This is a genomic window from Bradyrhizobium oligotrophicum, from assembly GCF_051168495.1.
Lineage (GTDB): Bacteria > Pseudomonadota > Alphaproteobacteria > Rhizobiales > Xanthobacteraceae > Bradyrhizobium > Bradyrhizobium oligotrophicum_A.
The window spans coordinates 249,492-267,800 of the sequence record NZ_JBNPVB010000004.1 but is presented as its reverse complement, the minus strand read 5'-3'; the positions used below and the strand labels follow the sequence as shown (position 1 = coordinate 267,800).

Annotated in this window: 18 protein-coding genes; 11 read left to right on the top strand and 7 right to left on the bottom strand. The window is 65.9% G+C overall.

Annotated elements, in window-relative coordinates; genetic code table 11:
- Positions 1 to 20: 20 nt before the first annotated feature.
- A complete protein-coding gene (locus ACQR1B_RS10580; protein WP_434830990.1) occupies positions 21 to 2,795 on the bottom strand; it encodes a PAS domain S-box protein in 2,775 nt (924 codons plus the stop codon).
- A 237-nt stretch (positions 2,796 to 3,032) separates the two neighbouring features.
- Between ACQR1B_RS10580 and ACQR1B_RS10575 the strand changes: the two genes are divergently transcribed.
- Positions 3,033 to 3,434, top strand: a complete 402-nt coding sequence (locus tag ACQR1B_RS10575; RefSeq protein ID WP_434830991.1) for a response regulator — start codon at positions 3,033 to 3,035, stop codon at positions 3,432 to 3,434.
- A 179-nt stretch (positions 3,435 to 3,613) separates the two neighbouring features.
- Here ACQR1B_RS10575 and ACQR1B_RS10570 read toward each other — a convergent pair whose 3' ends face one another.
- The 5 genes from ACQR1B_RS10570 to ACQR1B_RS10550 all read right to left on the bottom strand — a co-directional run bounded on the left by ACQR1B_RS10570 (position 3,614) and on the right by ACQR1B_RS10550 (position 8,714).
- A complete protein-coding gene (locus ACQR1B_RS10570; RefSeq protein WP_434830992.1) occupies positions 3,614 to 4,732 on the bottom strand; it encodes a branched-chain amino acid ABC transporter substrate-binding protein in 1,119 nt (372 codons plus the stop codon).
- A gap of 152 nt (positions 4,733 to 4,884) precedes the next feature.
- Positions 4,885 to 5,616 (bottom strand): ABC transporter ATP-binding protein, encoded by a 732-nt coding sequence (locus ACQR1B_RS10565; protein WP_434830993.1) that lies wholly within the window; start codon positions 5,614 to 5,616, stop codon positions 4,885 to 4,887.
- A complete protein-coding gene (locus ACQR1B_RS10560) occupies positions 5,613 to 6,446 on the bottom strand; it encodes an ABC transporter ATP-binding protein (RefSeq protein ID WP_434830994.1) in 834 nt (277 codons plus the stop codon). The genes ACQR1B_RS10565 and ACQR1B_RS10560 overlap by 4 nt, the downstream gene beginning before the upstream one ends.
- Positions 6,443 to 7,783: a high-affinity branched-chain amino acid ABC transporter permease LivM gene (livM, locus tag ACQR1B_RS10555; protein ID WP_434830995.1), complete on the bottom strand. Its 1,341-nt coding sequence runs from the start codon at positions 7,781 to 7,783 to the stop codon at positions 6,443 to 6,445. The genes ACQR1B_RS10560 and livM overlap by 4 nt, the downstream gene beginning before the upstream one ends.
- Positions 7,784 to 7,796: 13 nt before the next feature.
- Positions 7,797 to 8,714: an ABC transporter permease subunit gene (locus ACQR1B_RS10550; RefSeq protein WP_434830996.1), complete on the bottom strand. Its 918-nt coding sequence runs from the start codon at positions 8,712 to 8,714 to the stop codon at positions 7,797 to 7,799.
- Positions 8,715 to 9,256: 542 nt separating this feature from the next.
- Here ACQR1B_RS10550 and ACQR1B_RS10545 point away from each other — a divergent pair.
- Positions 9,257 to 9,799: a hypothetical protein gene (locus ACQR1B_RS10545; protein WP_434830997.1), complete on the top strand. Its 543-nt coding sequence runs from the start codon at positions 9,257 to 9,259 to the stop codon at positions 9,797 to 9,799.
- On the opposite strand, the gene pcaD is transcribed toward ACQR1B_RS10545, so the two are convergent.
- Positions 9,800 to 10,582: a 3-oxoadipate enol-lactonase gene (gene pcaD / locus ACQR1B_RS10540; RefSeq protein ID WP_434830998.1), complete on the bottom strand. Its 783-nt coding sequence runs from the start codon at positions 10,580 to 10,582 to the stop codon at positions 9,800 to 9,802. It lies immediately after the preceding gene.
- 234 nt (positions 10,583 to 10,816) lie between these two features.
- Here pcaD and ACQR1B_RS10535 point away from each other — a divergent pair, with 234 nt between their 5' ends.
- The 9 genes from ACQR1B_RS10535 to ACQR1B_RS10495 all read left to right on the top strand — a co-directional run bounded on the left by ACQR1B_RS10535 (position 10,817) and on the right by ACQR1B_RS10495 (position 18,247).
- The gene (locus ACQR1B_RS10535) at positions 10,817 to 11,263 is read left to right on the top strand and encodes an SRPBCC family protein (RefSeq protein WP_434830999.1); all 447 of its coding nucleotides are present in this window, start codon (positions 10,817 to 10,819) and stop codon (positions 11,261 to 11,263) included.
- Between the two features lie 158 nt (positions 11,264 to 11,421).
- A complete protein-coding gene (locus tag ACQR1B_RS10530; RefSeq protein WP_434831000.1) occupies positions 11,422 to 11,907 on the top strand; it encodes a (2Fe-2S)-binding protein in 486 nt (161 codons plus the stop codon).
- A 31-nt stretch (positions 11,908 to 11,938) separates the two neighbouring features.
- Positions 11,939 to 12,796 carry an FAD binding domain-containing protein gene (locus ACQR1B_RS10525; protein ID WP_434831001.1) on the top strand — a complete coding sequence of 286 codons (858 nt, stop codon included), beginning with the start codon at positions 11,939 to 11,941 and terminating at the stop codon, positions 12,794 to 12,796.
- Between the two features lie 34 nt (positions 12,797 to 12,830).
- Positions 12,831 to 13,739 (top strand): AAA family ATPase, encoded by a 909-nt coding sequence (locus ACQR1B_RS10520; RefSeq protein WP_434831002.1) that lies wholly within the window; start codon positions 12,831 to 12,833, stop codon positions 13,737 to 13,739.
- A 134-nt stretch (positions 13,740 to 13,873) separates the two neighbouring features.
- Positions 13,874 to 15,079, top strand: a complete 1,206-nt coding sequence (locus tag ACQR1B_RS10515) for a vWA domain-containing protein (RefSeq protein WP_434831003.1) — start codon at positions 13,874 to 13,876, stop codon at positions 15,077 to 15,079.
- Between the two features lie 13 nt (positions 15,080 to 15,092).
- Positions 15,093 to 15,416 carry an XdhC family protein gene (locus tag ACQR1B_RS10510; RefSeq protein WP_434831004.1) on the top strand — a complete coding sequence of 108 codons (324 nt, stop codon included), beginning with the start codon at positions 15,093 to 15,095 and terminating at the stop codon, positions 15,414 to 15,416.
- Between the two features lie 3 nt (positions 15,417 to 15,419).
- Entirely contained in the window at positions 15,420 to 16,121 is a 702-nt protein-coding gene (locus ACQR1B_RS10505) for an XdhC family protein (protein WP_434831005.1), read from the top strand.
- On the top strand, positions 16,118 to 17,722 hold the full coding sequence (locus ACQR1B_RS10500; RefSeq protein WP_434831006.1) for an NTP transferase domain-containing protein: 1,605 nt from the start codon (positions 16,118 to 16,120) through the stop codon (positions 17,720 to 17,722). Before ACQR1B_RS10505 ends, ACQR1B_RS10500 begins: the two co-directional genes overlap by 4 nt.
- 120 nt (positions 17,723 to 17,842) lie before the next feature.
- Positions 17,843 to 18,247: a DUF4189 domain-containing protein gene (locus tag ACQR1B_RS10495; RefSeq protein WP_434831007.1), complete on the top strand. Its 405-nt coding sequence runs from the start codon at positions 17,843 to 17,845 to the stop codon at positions 18,245 to 18,247.
- Positions 18,248 to 18,309: the final 62 nt, after the last annotated feature.

The window sequence follows — 18,309 nt, the reverse complement described above, 5'->3', positions numbered from 1 at the left end:
GCTCAATGCAGCAGCCTGCCTCACGCTTCCAGCGCGATACGGATCATGCGGGCGAGGTCGGGCTTGCGGTAGGGCTTGGCCAGCAGCAGCACACCGGCGTCGAGGCGGCCGTGATGCACGATGGCGTTCTCGGTGTAGCCTGACGTGAACAGCATCTTCAGCGACGGCCGCCGGGCGCGGGCGGCGTCGGCGAGCTGCCGGCCGTTCATGCCGCCGGGCATGATCACGTCGGTGAACAGCAGATCGATCTCCGGACGGCGGTCCAGCATCTCGAGCGCCTCGGCGGCGTTGGCCGCGGCCAGGGTGGTGTAGCCGAGGCTCGCAACCTGGGTGACGGCGTGCTGGCGCACCAGCGGATCGTCCTCGACGATCAGGATCGTCTCGTCACCGCCGCTCACGTCCGGGATGTGCTGATCGGCGGCTGCGGCGGGCGCCGAGGTCGAGCGCGGCAGATACAGCTTGAGCGAGGTGCCATGGCCGACTTCGCTGTAGATCTTGATGTGGCCGCCAGACTGCTTGACGAAGCCGAACACCATGCTGAGGCCGAGCCCCGTGCCCTTGCCGACGCCCTTGGTCGAAAAGAACGGATCGAACACCTTGTCGAGATAGGCGGGCGGGATGCCGCAGCCGGTATCGCTCACGGCAATCATCACGTAGTCGCCGACCGCGACCTCGCTGTTGGCGTTGGCATAGTCCTGGTCGAGCGCGACATTCGCGGTCTCCAGCGTCAGCTTGCCGCCTTGCGGCATCGCATCGCGCGCATTGAGCCCGAGATTGACGATCGCGGTGGCGAGCTGGTTCGGATCCGCCAGCGCGGTGCAGGGATCCGTGCTGAGAACGCGCTCGATCTCGATGTGCTCGCCGAGCGTCGGGCGCAACAGCGCGGCGGTCTCGTTGATCAGCGCGTTGACGTCGATATCTGTGGGCTGCAGCGGCTGCTTGCGGGCGAAAGCCAGCAATTGCCGCGTGAGCTCGGCGCCGCGGTCGGCGGAATCGTCGATGAGCTTGGCGATCGAGGCGAGCTCCGGCTGTTCGGAGACCGCGTCGGCGAGAATGCCGATGCTGCCGGTGATGACGGTGAGGATGTTGTTGAAGTCGTGGGCGACGCCGCCGGTGAGCTGTCCGACCGCCTCCATCTTCTGCGCCTGGCGGAACTGCGCCTCGGCAGCGAGCTTCTCCGTAAGGTCGCGGCCGACGAAGAAATGGCGCTGCACCGGCTCCGACCAGCTCGCCATCCAGTTCAGCACGACGCCGCGGCCCGCCTTGTGCAGCAGCTGCGCCTCGAAATTGTGGATATCACGGCCGCGGCGGCAATCGCGCATCTGGATACGGACGGACTCGAGCTCCGGCGGATAGACGAAATCGGCGGCGTTGCGGCCGATCATTTCCTCGGGTTCATAGCCGAGGATGACCCGCGCGCTCGGGCTCACCTGCATCAAATTACCGCGGGAATCGGCGACCAGGATCAGGTCCTGGGAGGTCTCGAAGATACGCCGCCGCTCCTCGGTCTCCCGGGTCAGGGCATTGCTGGTGCGCTTGCTCTCGGTAATGTCGCGTGCGACTTTCGAGGCGCCGATGACGGCGCCGCGTGCGTCGAGGATCGGTGACACGCCGACCGACACTTCGATGGGGTGACCGTCCTTGTGCCGCCCGACCGTCTCGTGATGCTCGATCTTCTCGCCCTCGCCGATCCGGCCGAGGATGCGATCGACCTCGCTGCGCCGCTCGGCGGGAACGATCAGGCCGATGTCGTTGCCCAACGCTTCGTCGGCGCGATATCCGAACAGCTGCTCGGCGGCCCGGTTCCAGGACGTGATCTTGCCGTGCAGGGTCAACGTGATGATCGCGTCGTTGGAGGATTCCACGACCGCGCTGAACAGACGTTCGCGCGCGATGACGCGCGCCCGCTCGCTTTCGTTCTGCCGGCGCTGCTGTTGCAGCAGGCGCGACAGGCGTCTCTGCAGGCCGACATTGTCGGCCAGGAGGACGCCGAGCACGAAGCTCGCCGCCAGCAGGCCGTAGATCCGGCCGGCGTAGTAGCCGAAATCGAACCTCGTGGCATTGAGCAGCGAGGACAGCGAGAGATCGAACAGCCAGGCGCATAGCACCACCATGACCCAGAGGTCGAGGACGCTGTGCGGTCGCCGCCACACCAGGAGGAGGAGGGCGGCCGCGGTCAGGCACCAGATTCCGCCCACCACGATCTTCAATGCCGTCGTCGCCGCGCCGTTGCGGACGAGCGCGGGCAGCGTCGCGTCATGCGCGATCACGGCCCAGACCAATGCCGCCAGCACGATCACGACGCCGAGAATGGCGAGCGACAGCGACGCCGTGACCGAGTCGGCAGGGGTGGGCCGGCCGCCTCGGTCCAGCGCATAGGCCATGGCCGCCAGCGGGAACACACTATGCCAGATCATGTAGATCCAGACCGCGCTCTGCGGTCCGGCGCCGATCAGTCCGGTCGGTGAATAGAGCCCGGGAAACACCAGCGTATGCAGCAAGGCGGCCGGCGCGGTGAACAGGTAGCCGGAGGCAAGCCACAGCAGCGCCCGCGAGCGCAGCAATACGAACTGAGAAAACAGCAGAAAGGCGGTGATCAAATCATTCAGCGCCAGCGCAGACTGGTAGCTCGCGATGAACGCCGGCGTCGCCGGCAGCTGGACCTTCGCGAAGGGCGCCACGGCGGCAAAGAGCAGGGCTGAGACGCCAACCGCGATCAGTGCTACGAATTGGTCCCGACGGGTTGCGACGGACGTCGACAGAAGAACTTCGCTCGTGTCCTCGATGATTTGCATCTCCAAGGTCCTGCGCACCGGGATCGACGTGCTGAAGCCGGCACTTATGCAACCATTGCGAGAAAAACTATAGTACTCTAATCTTGGTTGTATATTACCAGTCTGAATCGTCCTGTCGGATGAGTCGTAGTTTGGAGTAACGGCACCTTTACCGCAACCGGGATAAATATACCCGTAGTTGTGTCTGATTTCTTTTTATGTTGTAGGCTGTCCAACGACAAATTTCTGGAGAAATCGATGCCACGGATTCTCGTTGTCGACGATCAGAAGGACGTCCGTGCCATGATCAGCATGGTGCTGCGTGTCAATCAGTTCGATGTGGTCGAGGCGGGAACCGCTGCGGCCGGACTGCAGTTGTTCCGCGACCAGACGTTCGACGCCGTGATCGTCGACATCTATCTGGACGATTCCAACGGTCTCGATCTGGTCGCCGGCATGCGTGCGCTGGTTCCCAATATTCCGGTCGTGGCCGTCTCCGGTATGAGCGCGTTCGACGGCGCCGCGATGTCGGACGAACTGACCCGCGTCGTTTACCTTCAGAAGCCGTTCCGACCGGCGGAATTGATGCAGGCGGTCGAGTCCGCGCGCGCGGCTGTCAAGGACAAGAGCGCTGCGCAGCTCTCGGTCTGCGCGAGCTAAGTGGTTTCGCCGGCTTGCCTCGCCTCGGTCGGATGGCGTGTGGGGCGAGGACGAGGCGGTGCTGCGACAGGATTTGACGAGAGGATCCCGAGGAACGCGGCAGTCGAAGGTCTTCAGCAGAACGCCCCGGTCCTGGACCGGGGCGTTTGCATTCGTTGGTGATCAATCAGCGGTGCTGATCAGGACCCCTTGCCGCCGAGCTCGGCGTAGGCGCCCTTGGCGTCCCACTTGTAGACGACGTAGTCGATCTGCTTGATGTCGCCCTTGGCGTCGAAGCCGAGCTTGCCGAGAACGGTGTCCCACTCGCCGGCCTTGATGACGTCCATCACCTTCTTGGCGTCGGTGGTGTTGGCCTTCTTGACGGCCTGCGACCAGACCTGGATCGCAGCGTAGGTGTAGAGCGTGTAGCCTTCGGGATCGATGTTCTTGGCCTTGAACTTGTCGACGATCGCCTTCGCCGTCGGCTTGTTGCGCGGCTCGGGGCCGAAGGTGAACAGCGTGCCTTCCGCGGCCGGACCGGTGATCGAGGCGAATTCCTTGTCGTTCATGGCGTCGCCCGCCATCAGGATGGTCTTGAGGCCCTGGTCGCGCATCTGGCGCAGGATCAGGCCGGCTTCCTGATGATAGCCGCCGACATAGACGAGGTCGATGTTCTCACGCTTCAGGCGCGACACGATCGCGTTGAAGTCCTTGTCGCCCTTGTTGTACGACTCGAACATCTTCTCGGTGACGCCGGCCTTGTTGAGCGCCTTCTTGGTCTCGTCGGCGAGACCCTTGCCGTAGGTGGTCTTGTCGTTGAGGATCGCGATGTTCTTGCCCTTGAAGTTCTTCGCGATGTAGTTGGCGGCGACGAGGCCCTGCTGATCGTCACGGCCGCAGACGCGGGCGACGTTCCAGAGCTTGCGCTCGGTGAACAGCGGGTTGGTCGAGGCCGGGGTGATCTGAAGCACGTTGCTGTCGGCATAGGCCTCGGAGGCCGGGATCGACGACGACGAGCAGAAATGGCCGGCGACGAACGGAATGCCGGAGCCGGCGAGCTTCTCGGCGACCGAGCGCGCCTGCTTGGGATCGCAGGCGTCGTCGCCCACCTGCAGGGCGAGCTTCTTGCCGAGCACGCCGCCTGCAGCATTGAGATCGGCGACCGCCATCTCGGCGCCGTTCTGCATCTGGCGGCCGAAGGCCGACTCGCCGCCGGTCATCGGGCCGGCCACGGCGATGGTGATGTCTTCGGCGTAAGCGGCGGTCGAGAGCGCAAGCGTGGCGCCCAGAGCCAGACCGATGAATTTGAGTGGTTTCATGAGAAATCCTCGCGGGGTAGGTCGACACGGAACGGCCCGGACGGCGGGCCGCAGACCGTCGGCATTGTGGCTGATTTTCCGCCGAAGTCACCGGCCTTTTTTGTCCCGCCGACGAAGGACTAAGACCAATCCGGCCGGGATCGGCGGCGGCCTCAGTGCCGCCCGCCCTCCAGATAGGCGGCGCGGATCTCAGGCCGCTGCAGCAGTTCGGTGCCGCTGCCGGACAGCGTGATCAGGCCGTTGACCAGCACGTAGCCGCGATGAGCGAGCTTCAGCGCATGATTGGCGTTCTGCTCCACGATCAGGACGGTCAGCCCATCCTGCCGGTTGAGCGTGCGAATGGCATCGAAGATCTGGCGGGCGATCAGCGGCGCGAGGCCGAGCGACGGCTCATCGAGCAGCAGCAGCCGGGGCCGGCTCATCAGCGCGCGCCCGATCGCCAGCATCTGCTGCTCGCCGCCGGACAGGGTGCCGCCGCGCTGGTCGATGCGCTCCTTCAGCCGCGGGAACAGCGCAAATACGCGCGCCAGGGTCTCGGCGCGATCGGCGTCGGTGGTCTCGCCGGCATCGGCGCCCATCTGCAGGTTTTCGGCCACGCTCATGCGCGGAAAGATCCGGCGTCCCTCCGGCGACTGGGCGATGCGCAGCCGGGCGATCTGATGCGTCGGCACCTGGGTGATGTCGTGACCGTCATAGACGATGCGGCCGGAACTTGGGCGCGGACGGCCGAAGATCGACATCATCAGGGTCGACTTGCCGGCGCCGTTGGCGCCGATCAGCGCGACGATCTCGCCGGCCTTGATGTCCAGGTCGACGCCCTTCAGCGCCTCGATCTTGCCGTAGGAGGCGCGCAGATTTTGGATCTCGAGGAGGGACGCGCTCACGCCTCGGCCTCCATCACGGCGGCGGCTTCTTCTTCATCCGTGCCGAGATAGGCGGCGATGACCTTGGGATCGTCGCGGATTTCGCGCGGCGTACCCTCTGCGATCTTGACCCCGTAGTCCATCACCGCAATCCGGTCGGAGATTTCCATCACCACGCTCATGTCGTGCTCGATCAGGAGAATCGACGTGCCGTGGTCGGAACGGATCGACAGCAAGAGCTCGCTGAGCGCGCCGCTCTCGCGTGCGTTGAGACCCGCAGCCGGCTCGTCGAGGCAGAGCAGGGCAGGCTGTGTGCACATCGCGCGCGCGATCTCGAGCCGCCGCTGATCGCCATAAGCGAGATTGCCGGCCGCATCGTCGGCGCGGTCGAGCAGCCCGACGCGCTTCAGCCAGAAGATCGCGTTGTCGATCGAACCCTGCTCGGCGGCGCGCCAGGAGGGCACGCCGAGCAGGCCGAGCAGGGTGAAGCCCGAGGCCCGCATCAGCGCGTTGTGCTGCGCAACCATCAGGTTCTCCAGCGCCGTCATGCCCGGAAACAGCCGGATGTTCTGGAACGTGCGCGCGACCTTGGCCTGCTTGGAGATGTTGAAGTCCTTCAGCTTCTGCATCTCGAACTGCGTGCCGTCGTCATGCGTCAGCCGGATGACGCCCGAGGTCGGCTTGTAGAAGCCGGTGATGCAGTTGAACACGGTGGTCTTGCCGGCGCCGTTGGGGCCGATCAGCGCCGTGATCTGCTTTCGGCCCGCGGTGAACGACAGCGCGTTGACGGCGACGATGCCGCCGAAGCGCATGGTCAGATTTTCGACCGAGAGGATCGGAGCCGGGTTCATCCGTGGCCTTCCTTGACGAGATCCGAGGAGATGGCCTTGGACTTTTCGAGAAACACGGTGGGCGCGCGATGGCCGACGATGCCGCGCGGCCGCCAGATCATCACCAGCACCATGGCGAGACCGAACACCAGCATGCGGTAGACCTCGAGGCTCCTGAACAGCTCGAAGCCGCCGATCATCGCGAGTGCCGCCAGCGCCACGCCGAGCTGCGATCCCATGCCGCCGAGCACGACGATCGCAAGTACGAGCGCCGACTCCTGGAAGGTGAAGGATTCCGGGCTGATGAAGCCCTGGCGCGTGGCGAAGAAGGCGCCGGCGAAGCCGCCGAACATCGCGCCGGTCGCGAACGCCGTCAGCTTGGTGGTCGTGGTGTTGATGCCGAGTGCGCGGCAGGCGACTTCGTCCTCGCGCAGTGCTTCCCAGGCGCGGCCGATCGGCAGCCGGCGCAGCCGGATGGTGACCCAGTTGGTGAGCAGCGCCAGCGCCAGGATCAAATAGAACAGGAACACGATGCGGTGCGTCGGCGAGAACGGAATGCCGAGCAGAGCCGCGAGGCCGTCGGGGCCGGGGGTCAACGGAATGCCGAACAGGCTCGGGCGCGGAATGCCGGAAACGCCGTTGGGACCGCCGGTCACCTCCTGCCAGTTGATCAGCACGAGACGGATGATCTCGCCGAAGGCGAGCGTCACGATGGCGAGATAGTCGCCGCGCAGCCGCAGCACGGGAAAGCCGAGCAGCACGCCCCAGAATGCGGCGAGAATGCCGGCGAGCGGCAGGCAGACCCAGAACGACAGGCCGAAGGTGGTCGAGAGCAATCCGTAGGAATAGGCCCCGACCGCGTAGAAGGCGACGTAGCCGAGGTCGAGCAGGCCGGCCAGACCGACCACGACGTTGAGGCCCCAGCCCAGCATCACATAGGTGAGGACGAGGATGCCGAGGTCGAGAATGTAGCGCTGATTGTAGAAGATCACCGGCACGAGGAAGGTGAAGATCAGCAGCGCCGGCGCGACGTAGCGGCCGGCCACCGATAGTCCGCTATTGACCGATTGCGGAACGAAACTGCCGAGGCCGCCGCGCGGACCCAGCCACAGTCGCAGCAGCTCGACCACGATCGAGCCGACGAACACCGCGCCGACCAGGCTGGCGAGCTCGCCGAAGCGGGTCCAGTATTCGAGCTGGCCGCTCTGGCCGGCTTCGGTGCGGACGCCGACCATCAGCGAGAACAGGCCGAGCGCGACCAGCGCGCTGAGGAAGGCCTTCTTGAGGATGAAGACGGCTCCGACCGGTTCGGAGCCATGCGAAGGGGCGGGCGAAGAGGCTGGAAGGGACGCGCTCACACGGGCTCCATCGTCAGACTTTTTCGACTTCCGGCCGGCCGAGCAGGCCGGTGGGCAGGAAGATCAACACCACGATGAGGATCGAGAACGCCGCGACATCCTTGTACTCGACGGAGAAATAGGCCGACCAGAACGTCTCGATCAGGCCGATCGCAAGGCCGCCGAGCATGGCGCCCGGCAGCGAGCCGATGCCGCCGAGGACTGCGGCCGTGAACGCCTTGATGCCAGCGACGAAGCCCATGAAGAAATCGACCAGGCCGTAGTACAGCAGGTACATCATGCCGGCGACGGCCGCGAGCGCGGCGCCGATCACGAAGGTCATCGAGATGGTGCGGTCGACGTCGACGCCGAGCAGCGCTGCCATGGTCTGGTCCTGCTCGCAGGCCCGCATGTCACGGCCGAGCCGCGTGCGCGACACCAGCCACGTGAATAGCGCGAGCAGCACGATGGTGGTGATCACCACCACGATCTGGACGTTGGAGAGCTGGACTACGAAGCCGCTCGCGCCCTCGTGCAGGGTATAGCCGCCGGTGATGATCGGCGGCACCGGCTTGACGCGCGCGCCCTGCGACACCTGCGAAAAGTTCGTCAGCACGAACGACATGCCGATCGCCGACAGCATCGGGGCCAGCCGGAAGGAATGGCGCAGCGGACGATAGGCGATGCGCTCGATGGTCCAGCCATAGAGCGCAGTGATGGCCATCGCCACCAGCAGCACGATCAGCAGGATGACCGGAACTGCGGTCAGCCCGATCGACACCAGGATCAGGAACGAGATCAGCGCGATGAAGCCGCCGATCATGAAGACGTCGCCATGAGCGAAGTTGATCATGCCGACGATGCCGTAGACCATGGTGTAACCGATGGCGATCAGGCCGTAGATCGAGCCCAGAACGAGGCCGTTGATGAGCTGCTGCGCAAAATAATCCATGGACTGCCGTGATTGGGGACTGCCGAACTGGGACTTCGAAACCGGTTGACTGCGAAACTCGTTCGCAACGCGGCGGGGGCCTGCGGAGCGGGTGCTGGTATGCCTGGACCTCAGACCCGCGCCCGAGGCGACGCGTGCTCAAGTACTAACAGCTAGGAACCGGGTGCCGCAACAGAGTGCAGTGCCACAATTGCGGGCTTATCCCGCCTGCTTTCATGGCGCGGTTCCCTCGCCGCGCTGGCGCCGGATCGCAGACATCGAAATGCCACCGGGGAACACGGCTCGCAACTGCGCTCGGACAAACGTTCCCGCATCGGTTGTGGTGACGTTCTGTCAGGACCACGGTTCGGCCTGCAACGCGTTAGACCCCGCATCTCGCCTTCGCCTCGGCTGGCGCTCATGCGGGCTACAGGAAGCGCCATAGCCGGTCGCGGCCACGGCCGTTAAGGTAAACAAAGGGTTTAAATTGCCCGGTGTATTTGCCGCGCGTTAGCACGTCTGGAACCCGCCGGACGAGCGCGGGATGCAGAGGCGGGCGTGACATGATCAAGAAATGCGTGATCAGGAACTGGCGGCTGAGCTGCTTCAACGGTGTGCTGCTGGCGCTCTATTTCGTGCCCGCCTGGACGGCCGTCGCCTTCCAGATCATGGTGTCGCCGATCCAGGGGCTGTTCGCGCGGCCCAACGTCGCCCTGGCGCTGTTCATCAGCGATCACCTGCAGCTGTCGGGGATCGAGACGGTCCGTGCCGCCTGGCTGCTGGCGCTGGCGCGGCTGACGGTCGCAGGCTTCTTCGCCATGTTTCTGGTGCTGATCCTGGTGCCGCGGGTGCGAAGGGTGGCGGGCTATGTCGAGGCGCTGTCGATCGGACTCGGCCTCGGCAGCATGCTCACCTTCGTCAGCATGATCATGGCCGCGAAGGTCGGGGAGACGCAGGCGCTGCGTCTGCACGCGACCGAGCTGCTGATGCTGCTGGGGACGGCCATCGTCATGCTGGTGGAGAAGCCGGCGACGCCGGTCGGCTCTCCGGCTCAGTCCACCGTGCCGACCTTGAATGTGGAGCGGTCGGCGCAGCTCAGCACGTGATCAGCGCTGGGTCAGAAAGCCGAGCACGGCATCATTGAATGGGCCTGCCGCTTCGACGTTCGAGATGTGCGCGGCGTCGACGATCGTCATGCTGGCCCCGGGGATGCGGCTGCGAATCGCTTCCGCCATCGAGATCGGTGTCGACTTGTCGTAGCGGCCGGCGACGACCAGCGTCGGGCTCGTGATGGTCTGGAGATCGTCGCGCAGATCGAGCCTGCTCAAGGCCTCGCAGCAGGCGAGATAGCCTTCGACCGGGGTCGCCAGCAGCATCGCCTTCATGCGGTCGGCGATATCAGGATTGCGGTCGCGGAACTCCTGCGTCAGCCAGCCGGCGATGACCGTGTCGGCGACGGCAGCGAGGCCGCCGTCCTTGACCGCCTTGATCCGCGCCTCCCAGATCGCCGGATCGGGATAGTGGCAGGTGGTATTGGCGAGCACGATCTTGCCGACCCGCGCGGGCGCGTGAGCGGCGAGCCACTGGCCGACCATGCCGCCCATCGAGACCCCGCACCAGTGCACCTTCTCGATGTTCAGATCGTCCAGGATGGCCAGGGCATCGCGGCCGAATCGCTCGATGGAGTAGGGGCCGGGGGGGACCTGCGACTTGCCATGGCCGCGGCGATCGTAGCGGATGACGCGAAATACCTGCGTGAAGGCGCGCATCTGCGGCTCCCACATCTGCAGGGTGGAGCCGAGCGAGTTCGACAGCATCAGGGTCGGCCCGCCGTCGCGGCCCTCGACGGTGACGTTCAACAGGCAGCCGTCGGCATCGATCATCGGCATGGGCGGAATCCTTGTCGCAGGCGGCAGTACCCGCCGGAGGAATCGTGCAGATTTGATGGCGAACTAACCACTGCCGCCGCCGTCTGCCAATCAAAACCCGACGGCGGCGGGACCCGCAATGCTGCGGTGCTCCCGCTTTTCTGCAACGCTTCCTGGCATTGCTCGCCCTTTCTTTTGGGCGTTCGGTGCTTTACTTGAAGGCCTCTAACCGCGCCAAATCCGGGGGAGATGCACATGGCAATGACGATGACGGGCGAGGTCCAGCTGGCGGCTCCGCGAGAGTCGGTCTGGGCCAAGCTGAATGATCCGGAGGTGCTCAAGGCGTGCATTCCCGGCTGCGAGGAACTGGAGAGGACCGAGGATGGCGGCCTGCGTGCCGTCGCCAAGATGAAGGTCGGACCGGTCTCGGCGCGCTTCAAGGGCAAGGTCACCTTGAGCGATCTCGATCCGCCGAACGGCTACAAGATCTCCGGCGAAGGCGAGGGCGGCGTGGCCGGATTCGCCAAGGGTGGCGCGGTCGTCGCGCTGGCGGAGAAGGACGGCGGTACGCTGCTGACTTACAATGTCGAGGCGCAGATCGGCGGCAAGCTGGCGCAGCTCGGTCAGCGGCTGATCAACGGCACCGCCAAGAAGCTCGCCGACGAATTCTTCGCGAACTTCGCCAAGGCCGTGCAGGGCTGATCAGGCAAGTCCGATGGAGCGGGGCTGACCGCAACGGACCCATGCGCTGCCGGTGATGAGGTTGCCCGCCACCGGGAGCGCCCATATGATGGTTTTCGACCGATTTTGCTGGGCTGCGCTGCAGTGCAACGCTGTGCGCGGATAATAGAGAGCTCTGAATGGCCAAGATTTCCATGATTGTGAACGGTAGTCCCGTCACGGCGAACGTCGACCCGCGGACGCTGCTCGTGCAGTTCCTGCGCGAGAACCTGCGCCTCACCGGCACGCATGTCGGCTGCGACACCTCGCAATGCGGCGCCTGCGTCGTCCATCTCGACGGCAAGGCGGTCAAGTCCTGCACGACCCTGGCCGTGATGGCCGACGGCCACGAGGTCCGGACGATCGAGGGCCTGGCGGCCGACGGCGCGCCGCTGCATCCGATGCAGGAGGCGTTTCGCGAGCATCACGGCCTGCAGTGCGGCTTCTGCACGCCCGGCATGATCATGACCGCGGTCGATCTCGTCCACCGCAAGGGCCACGAACTCAGCGACGAGACCATCCGCGAGGAGCTGGAAGGCAATCTCTGCCGCTGTACCGGCTATCAGAACATCGTGCAGTCGATCGCCGCCGGCGCCAAGGCGATGGCGAAGTCGGACCTCGCTTAAGTCGGCCCGCCGCGGACAGGACATCTCCCCCATGTACGAATTCAAATATCACCGGCCGGCCACCGTGCGCCAGGCCGCCAATCTCCTCACCAAGAACGAGGACGCCAAGCTGGTCGCGGGCGGCCACACGCTGGTGCCGGTCATGAAACAGCGGCTCGCGAGCCCGCCGCATCTGGTCGATCTCTCTCACGTCGAGGGGCTGGACACGATCGAGGTCAAGGGCCGCAACCTCGTGATTGGCGCCATGGCGCGTCACGCCGAGGTGGCCAATTCCGCCACGGTGGGCGAGGCGATTCCTGCGCTGGCACATTTGGCGAGCTTGATCGGCGATCCCGCGGTGCGCCATCGCGGCACCATCGGCGGCTCGATCGCCAACAACGATCCGACCGCGGACTATCCGGCGGCCTGCCTCGCGCTCGGCGCAACCATCGTCACCAACAAGCGCAAGCTGAAGGCCGAGGAGTTCTTCCTTGGGCTGTTCACGACCGCGCTGGAGCCGGACGAGATCATCACCAAGGTGAGCTTCCCGCTGGCGAAGAAGGCGGCCTATGTGAAGTTTCGCAACCAGGCCTCGCGCTACGCGCTGGTTGGCGTGTTCGTCGCGAGGCGTCCGTCGGATGTGCGCGTTGCGGTGACCGGCGCTGGCGGCAATGGCGTGTTTCGCGTGACCGCCTTCGAGGAGGCCTTGCAGAAGCGCTTCTCGCCGAAGGTGCTGGAGGGCATTGCGGTCTCGGCCGAAGGCCTCAACAGCGACATCCACGGCAGTGCCGAGTATCGCGCTCACCTGATCGGCGTGCTCGCGCGCCGCGCGGTCGATGCCGCCAATGCGGGGGCCAAGGCCTCGTCCGGATCGGAAGGAGCCGCCGAACCGGAGGCTCCGGCTTCGTGACATCAGCGTGACGTCGAAGGAAGCGGTCCCGCCCATGAGTGCTCCGGCCCTGCCAGCATCAGTTGATGCGATGCTCGAATTGTTGTCCTCGCGCGGCTATCTGGCCGAGCGGGCGCTGGCGACTGTGACCTATCTGTCGCTGCGCATGGGCCGGCCGCTGTTCCTCGAAGGCGAGGCCGGCGTCGGCAAGACCGAGATCGCCAAGGTGCTGTCGGCGGCGCTCGGGCGGAAGCTGATCCGGCTGCAATGCTACGAGGGCCTCGACGTTTCATCTGCCGTCTACGAGTGGAATTCGGCGGCGCAGATGATCGCGATCCGGCTGGCGGAGGCCGGCGGCGATGTCGACCGCGATCAGCTCACGTCGGACATTTTCGCCGACCGTTACCTGATCAAGCGCCCGCTGCTGCAGGCGCTGGAGCCCGATGTCAACGGCAGCCCCGTGCTGCTGATCGACGAGCTCGACCGCGCCGACGAGGCGTTCGAGGCCTATCTGCTCGAGATCCTCTCCGACTTCCAGGTCACGATCCCCGAGTTCGGCACCGTCAAGGCGCCGCATCCGCCGATCGTCATCATCACCTCGAACCGCACCCGCGAGATCCACGACGCGCTGAAGCGGCGCTGCCTGTATCACTGGGTCGACTATCCCTCCGCCGAGCGCGAGCTCGCCATCGTCAGGACGCGGCTGCCCGGCATTTCGCAGCGGCTGTCGCAGCAGGTCGTGCGCTTCGTGCAGGCGCTGCGCGACCAGGACTTCTACAAGTCGCCCGGCGTCGCCGAGACCCTCGACTGGGCCACGGCGCTGACCGAGCTCGACGCGCGCTCGCTGAATGCGGAGGTCGTCGGCGACACGCTGGGCGCGCTGCTGAAGTATCAGGACGACATCGCCCGCATGCAGGGCGATGCGCTGCAGAAGGTGATCAAGGACGCGACCAGCGAGACTTGAGCCTCGGTCGCGCCACAACAAAGGTCGTCATTCCGGGGCGCCCGGAGGGCGAGCCCGGAATCCATACTCACGATCGTGGTTATGGATTCCGGGCCCATGCTTCGCATGTCCCGGAATGACGAGGGGATAGAGCCTTGCCCACCAGCATCAATCACCTCGCGCCGCCGACTGGCGGCATCGCCGATAACATCGCGGGCTTCGCGCGTGCCTTGCGCGCCGCCGGCCTTCCCGTCGGGCCGGGCGCCGTCATCGACGCCATGACGGCCCTGGAAGTGATCGACATCGGCAAGCGCGCGGACGTCTTCACCACGCTCGAATCGATCTTCGTCAAGCGCCACGAACATGCGCTGATCTTCGCCCAGGCCTTCGACCTGTTCTTCCGTCCCGCCGAGGAGTGGAAGTCGATGCTGGATTCGGTGCCGCTCCCGGACCACGCCAAGAAGAAGCCGCCGCCGGCCTCGCGCCGGGTCCAGGAGGCGATGTCGCAGCCGCAGATGCATGAGGAGCCGAAGGCGCAGGAGCAGGACCTGCGGCTGGCGGTGTCCGACCGCGAGGTGCTGCAGAAGAAGGATTTTGCGCAGATGAGCGCGGCCGAGATCGCCGAGGTCGCGCGCGCCATCGCCAAGATGCGGCTGCCGCAGGCCGAGCTGAAGACCCGCCGCCACACCGCCGATCCGCGCGGTCATCGCATCGACATGCGCAAGACCTTGCGCCAGGCGCTGCGCACCGAGGGCGAGATCGTCAACTTCCATCGCCTGGGGAGAATCGAGAAGCCCGCGCCGATCGTGGCGCTGCTCGACATCTCCGGCTCGATGAGCGAGTACACCCGCCTGTTCCTGCATTTTCTCCACGCCATCACCGATGCGCGCAAGCGCGTCTCGGTGTTCCTGTTCGGCACCCGGCTGACCAACGTGACGCGGGCGCTGCGGCAGCGCGACCCCGACGAGGCGCTGGCGAGCTGCTCGGCCAATGTCGAGGACTGGGCCGGCGGCACCCGGATCGCGACCTCGTTGCAGACCTTCAACAAGCAATGGGCGCGCCGCGTGCTCGGGCAGGGCGCGATCGTGCTCCTGATCTCCGACGGGCTGGAGCGCGAGGCCGACAGCAAGCTCGCCTTCGAGATGGACCGGTTGCACCGCTCCTGCCGCCGGCTGATCTGGTTGAACCCGCTGTTGCGCTATTCCGGGTTCGAGGCCAAGGCGCAGGGCATCAAAACCATGCTGCCCCACGTTGACGAATTCCGCCCCGTACATAACTTGACCTCGATCGAGACGCTGATCTCGGCGCTGTCGTCGCCGCTGCCGCCGCACAGCCGCAGCGTGATCCGGCCCGCTGCCTGAGAAGGAGATTTCCATGCTCAACCGCGACGAAGACATCCTGAAAGCCGCCGAGGGCTGGCACAAATCCGGCCATGGCGTCGCGCTCGCGACCGTGGTCGAAACCTGGGGCTCGGCGCCGCGCCCGGTCGGCTCCAACCTCGTCATCAATGACGAGGGTACGTTTCTCGGCTCGGTGTCCGGCGGTTGCGTCGAGGGCGCCGTGGTGACCGAGGCGCTCGACGTGATCTGCAGCGGCCAGCCCAAGATGCTCGAATTCGGCGTGGCCGACGAGACCGCCTGGAACGTCGGGCTGTCCTGCGGCGGCACCATCCGCGTGTTCGTCGAGAAGGTGGGCTGACAGATGCAGCTTGCAACGCTCGCCCAGCTCAATGCCGAGCGCGCCGCGCGCCGCCCGGCCATTCTCGTCACCGACGTCGCCTCCGGCGAGCAGCGCCTGGTCAAGGCCGCCGCCATCGCCACTGATCCCCTGCGCAACGAGCTCTCGACCCATCTGCGCATGGGCAAGAGCGGCATGGTCGAGGTGGGCGGCAAGCGGCTGTTCCTCAACGTCTACGCGCCGACGGCGCGGCTCGTCATCGTCGGTGCCGTCCATATCAGCCAGGCCTTGGCGCCGATCGCCAAGTCGCTCGGCTATGACGTCACCGTCGTCGACCCGCGCACGGCCTTTGCCAGCCCCGAGCGTTTTCCCGACGTGCCGCTGATCGCCGAATGGCCGGACGTGGCGCTGCCCCCGCTCAATGTCGATCACTACACGGCGTTCGTCGCGCTGACTCATGATCCAAAGATCGACGATCCGGCGCTGCTGCACGCCTTCTCGCGCGACTGCTTCTACATCGGTGCGCTCGGCTCGCGGAAGACGCATGCCAAGCGTGGCGACCGGCTGCGCGCGCAAGGCGCCAGCGATGCCGACATCGCCCGCATCCATGCGCCGATCGGCCTGGCCATCGGTGCGGTCTCGCCGTCGGAGATCGCGGTCTCGATCATGGCCCAGATCACCGCCACCTTGCGTTTGCCGGCCAAGGAAAAAGAGCAGGCGGCATGAAGTTCGGTCCTGCCAGTCCGTCTGAGGCGATCGGCGGGGTGACGGTTCACACCCTGCGCAAGGGATCATTGGTGCTCAAGAAGGGCACCTTGATCGGTCCCGCCGAGGTCGAAGCGCTGGTGAGGGAAGGCGTCAAGGAGATCGTCGTCGTCCGGCTCGAGCCGGGCGACGTCTCGGAGGACGAGGCGGCGGCTGACGTCGCCAAGGTCGTGGCCGGCGAGGGCATTCACGTCGACCGCGCCTTCACCGGCCGCGCCAATCTGTTTGCAGCGCACGCCGGCGTGCTGGTCGTCGACCGCGCCGCCGTCGATCGCATCAACGAAATCGACGAGGCCATCACCTTCGCGACCTTGCCGGCCTACAAGGCGGTGGTCGAAGGCGAGATGGTCGGCACCGTCAAGCTGATCCCATTCGGCGTCGAAGGCCGCCTGCGCGATGCGGCGGTGAAGGCGGCCGGCAAAGGCGCGCTCAGTATTGCGCCCTATGTCGTCAAGCGCGTCGGCGTGGTCTCGACGCTGCTTCCTGGACTGGCGCCGAAGGTCATCGACAAGACGTTGCGGGTCACCGCCGAGCGGCTGGCGCCGGCTGGCGCCGCCATCATTGCCGAGCGCCGGGTGCCGCATGAGCAGGCCGCGCTGGCCGCTGCGATCAAGGAGCTGCTCGGGCTCGGCGCCGAGCTCGTCATCGTGTTCGGCGCCTCGGCGATCGCCGACCGCCGCGATGTGATCCCTGCCGCCATCACCGGCATCGGCGGCGCCATTGACCATTTCGGTATGCCGGTCGATCCCGGCAATCTCTTGCTGATCGGCCGCGCCGGCAACGTGCCGGTGCTCGGCGCGCCGGGCTGTGCGCGTTCGCCGGCCGAGAACGGTTTTGACTGGGTGCTGATGCGACTGCTCGCCGGCATCAAGGTGACGCGCGCCGAGCTGACCGCGATGGGCGTTGGAGGCCTGCTGATGGAGATCGTGACACGGCCGCAGCCGCGCGCCCAGCCCGAGGCCGACGGCGAGCGCCATGTCGCCGCGGTCGTGCTCGCAGCGGGCCGCTCGACCCGGATGGGCGGGCCGAACAAGCTGCTCGCCGAACTTGGCGGCAAGAAATTGGTACGCATCGTCACCGAGCAGGCGCTGGCTTCCGGCGCCCGCGAGGTGATCGTCGTGACCGGCCACCAGGCCGAGCTGGTCGAGCAGGCGCTCGAAGGTCTCGACGTTCGCTTCGCCCGCAATCCCGATTTCGCCGGTGGCCTTGCCAGCTCGGTGAAGGCCGGCATCGCGGCGGTGCCCGACGGCATCGACGGCGCCGTGGTCTGCCTCGGCGACATGCCGATGGTGTCCGCGGATCTGCTCGATCGCCTGATCCAAGCCTTTGCGCCCGATCGCGGCAATTTGATCGTCGTGCCCGTGTCCGACGGTCGCCGCGGCAACCCCGTGCTGTGGTCGCGACGCTTCTTCGCCGAGCTGATGACGCTCGACGGCGACGTCGGTGCGAGGCACCTGATTGCCAAGCACAGTGAGGCCGTCGCCGAGGTTCCGGTCGACGGCGACAGCGCCTTCCTCGATATCGACACGCCGCAGGCGCTGGAGGCCGCGCGACGCGGCTGAGTCCGCGGACTGCTCCTGTAGGACGCGGAGGATATAGCAGTCCCGCTCTCAATCTCTCGTTCACCAAGTTTCAACGACCCCCGGCTAAATTGGCCGTATTGGGCCTCGGGGGAGGAAGAAGTGATCGTTTCGAGCGCCGCGCGACGTCTCGCGCTTGTTGCATTTGGATTGACCGTGCTCGTCGCCGCCGCACGCGTCGCGAGCGACGGCGCCATCAGCCCGGCGCATGCCGCGGGCGCGTTCGCGATCGGCCAGTGCGCCGCCTATGGCCAGGCCTTCGATTATCCGGCCGAGCACCTCGCCAAGGCCGCAGCGCTCAAGCAGTGCAAGGGCGAATGCACCGCGGTAACGATGAAGAAGGCCTGCGCGGCGTTCGCCGTCGACCTCACCAATCCCTGTGGTGCTCATGGCTATGCAGTGCGGCCGAAGATATCCGCCTCGCTCAACGACGCGACCAAGGAATGCTACAAATTCGGTGGCAAGGAATGCGTGATCCGTGCCTGGGTGTGCGACGCCAAGGGCTGATAAGAGCCTGACGATTTGAGCGGCTCCCTGCCGTGGTCCATGTGCGCTCTTTCAATTCCGAT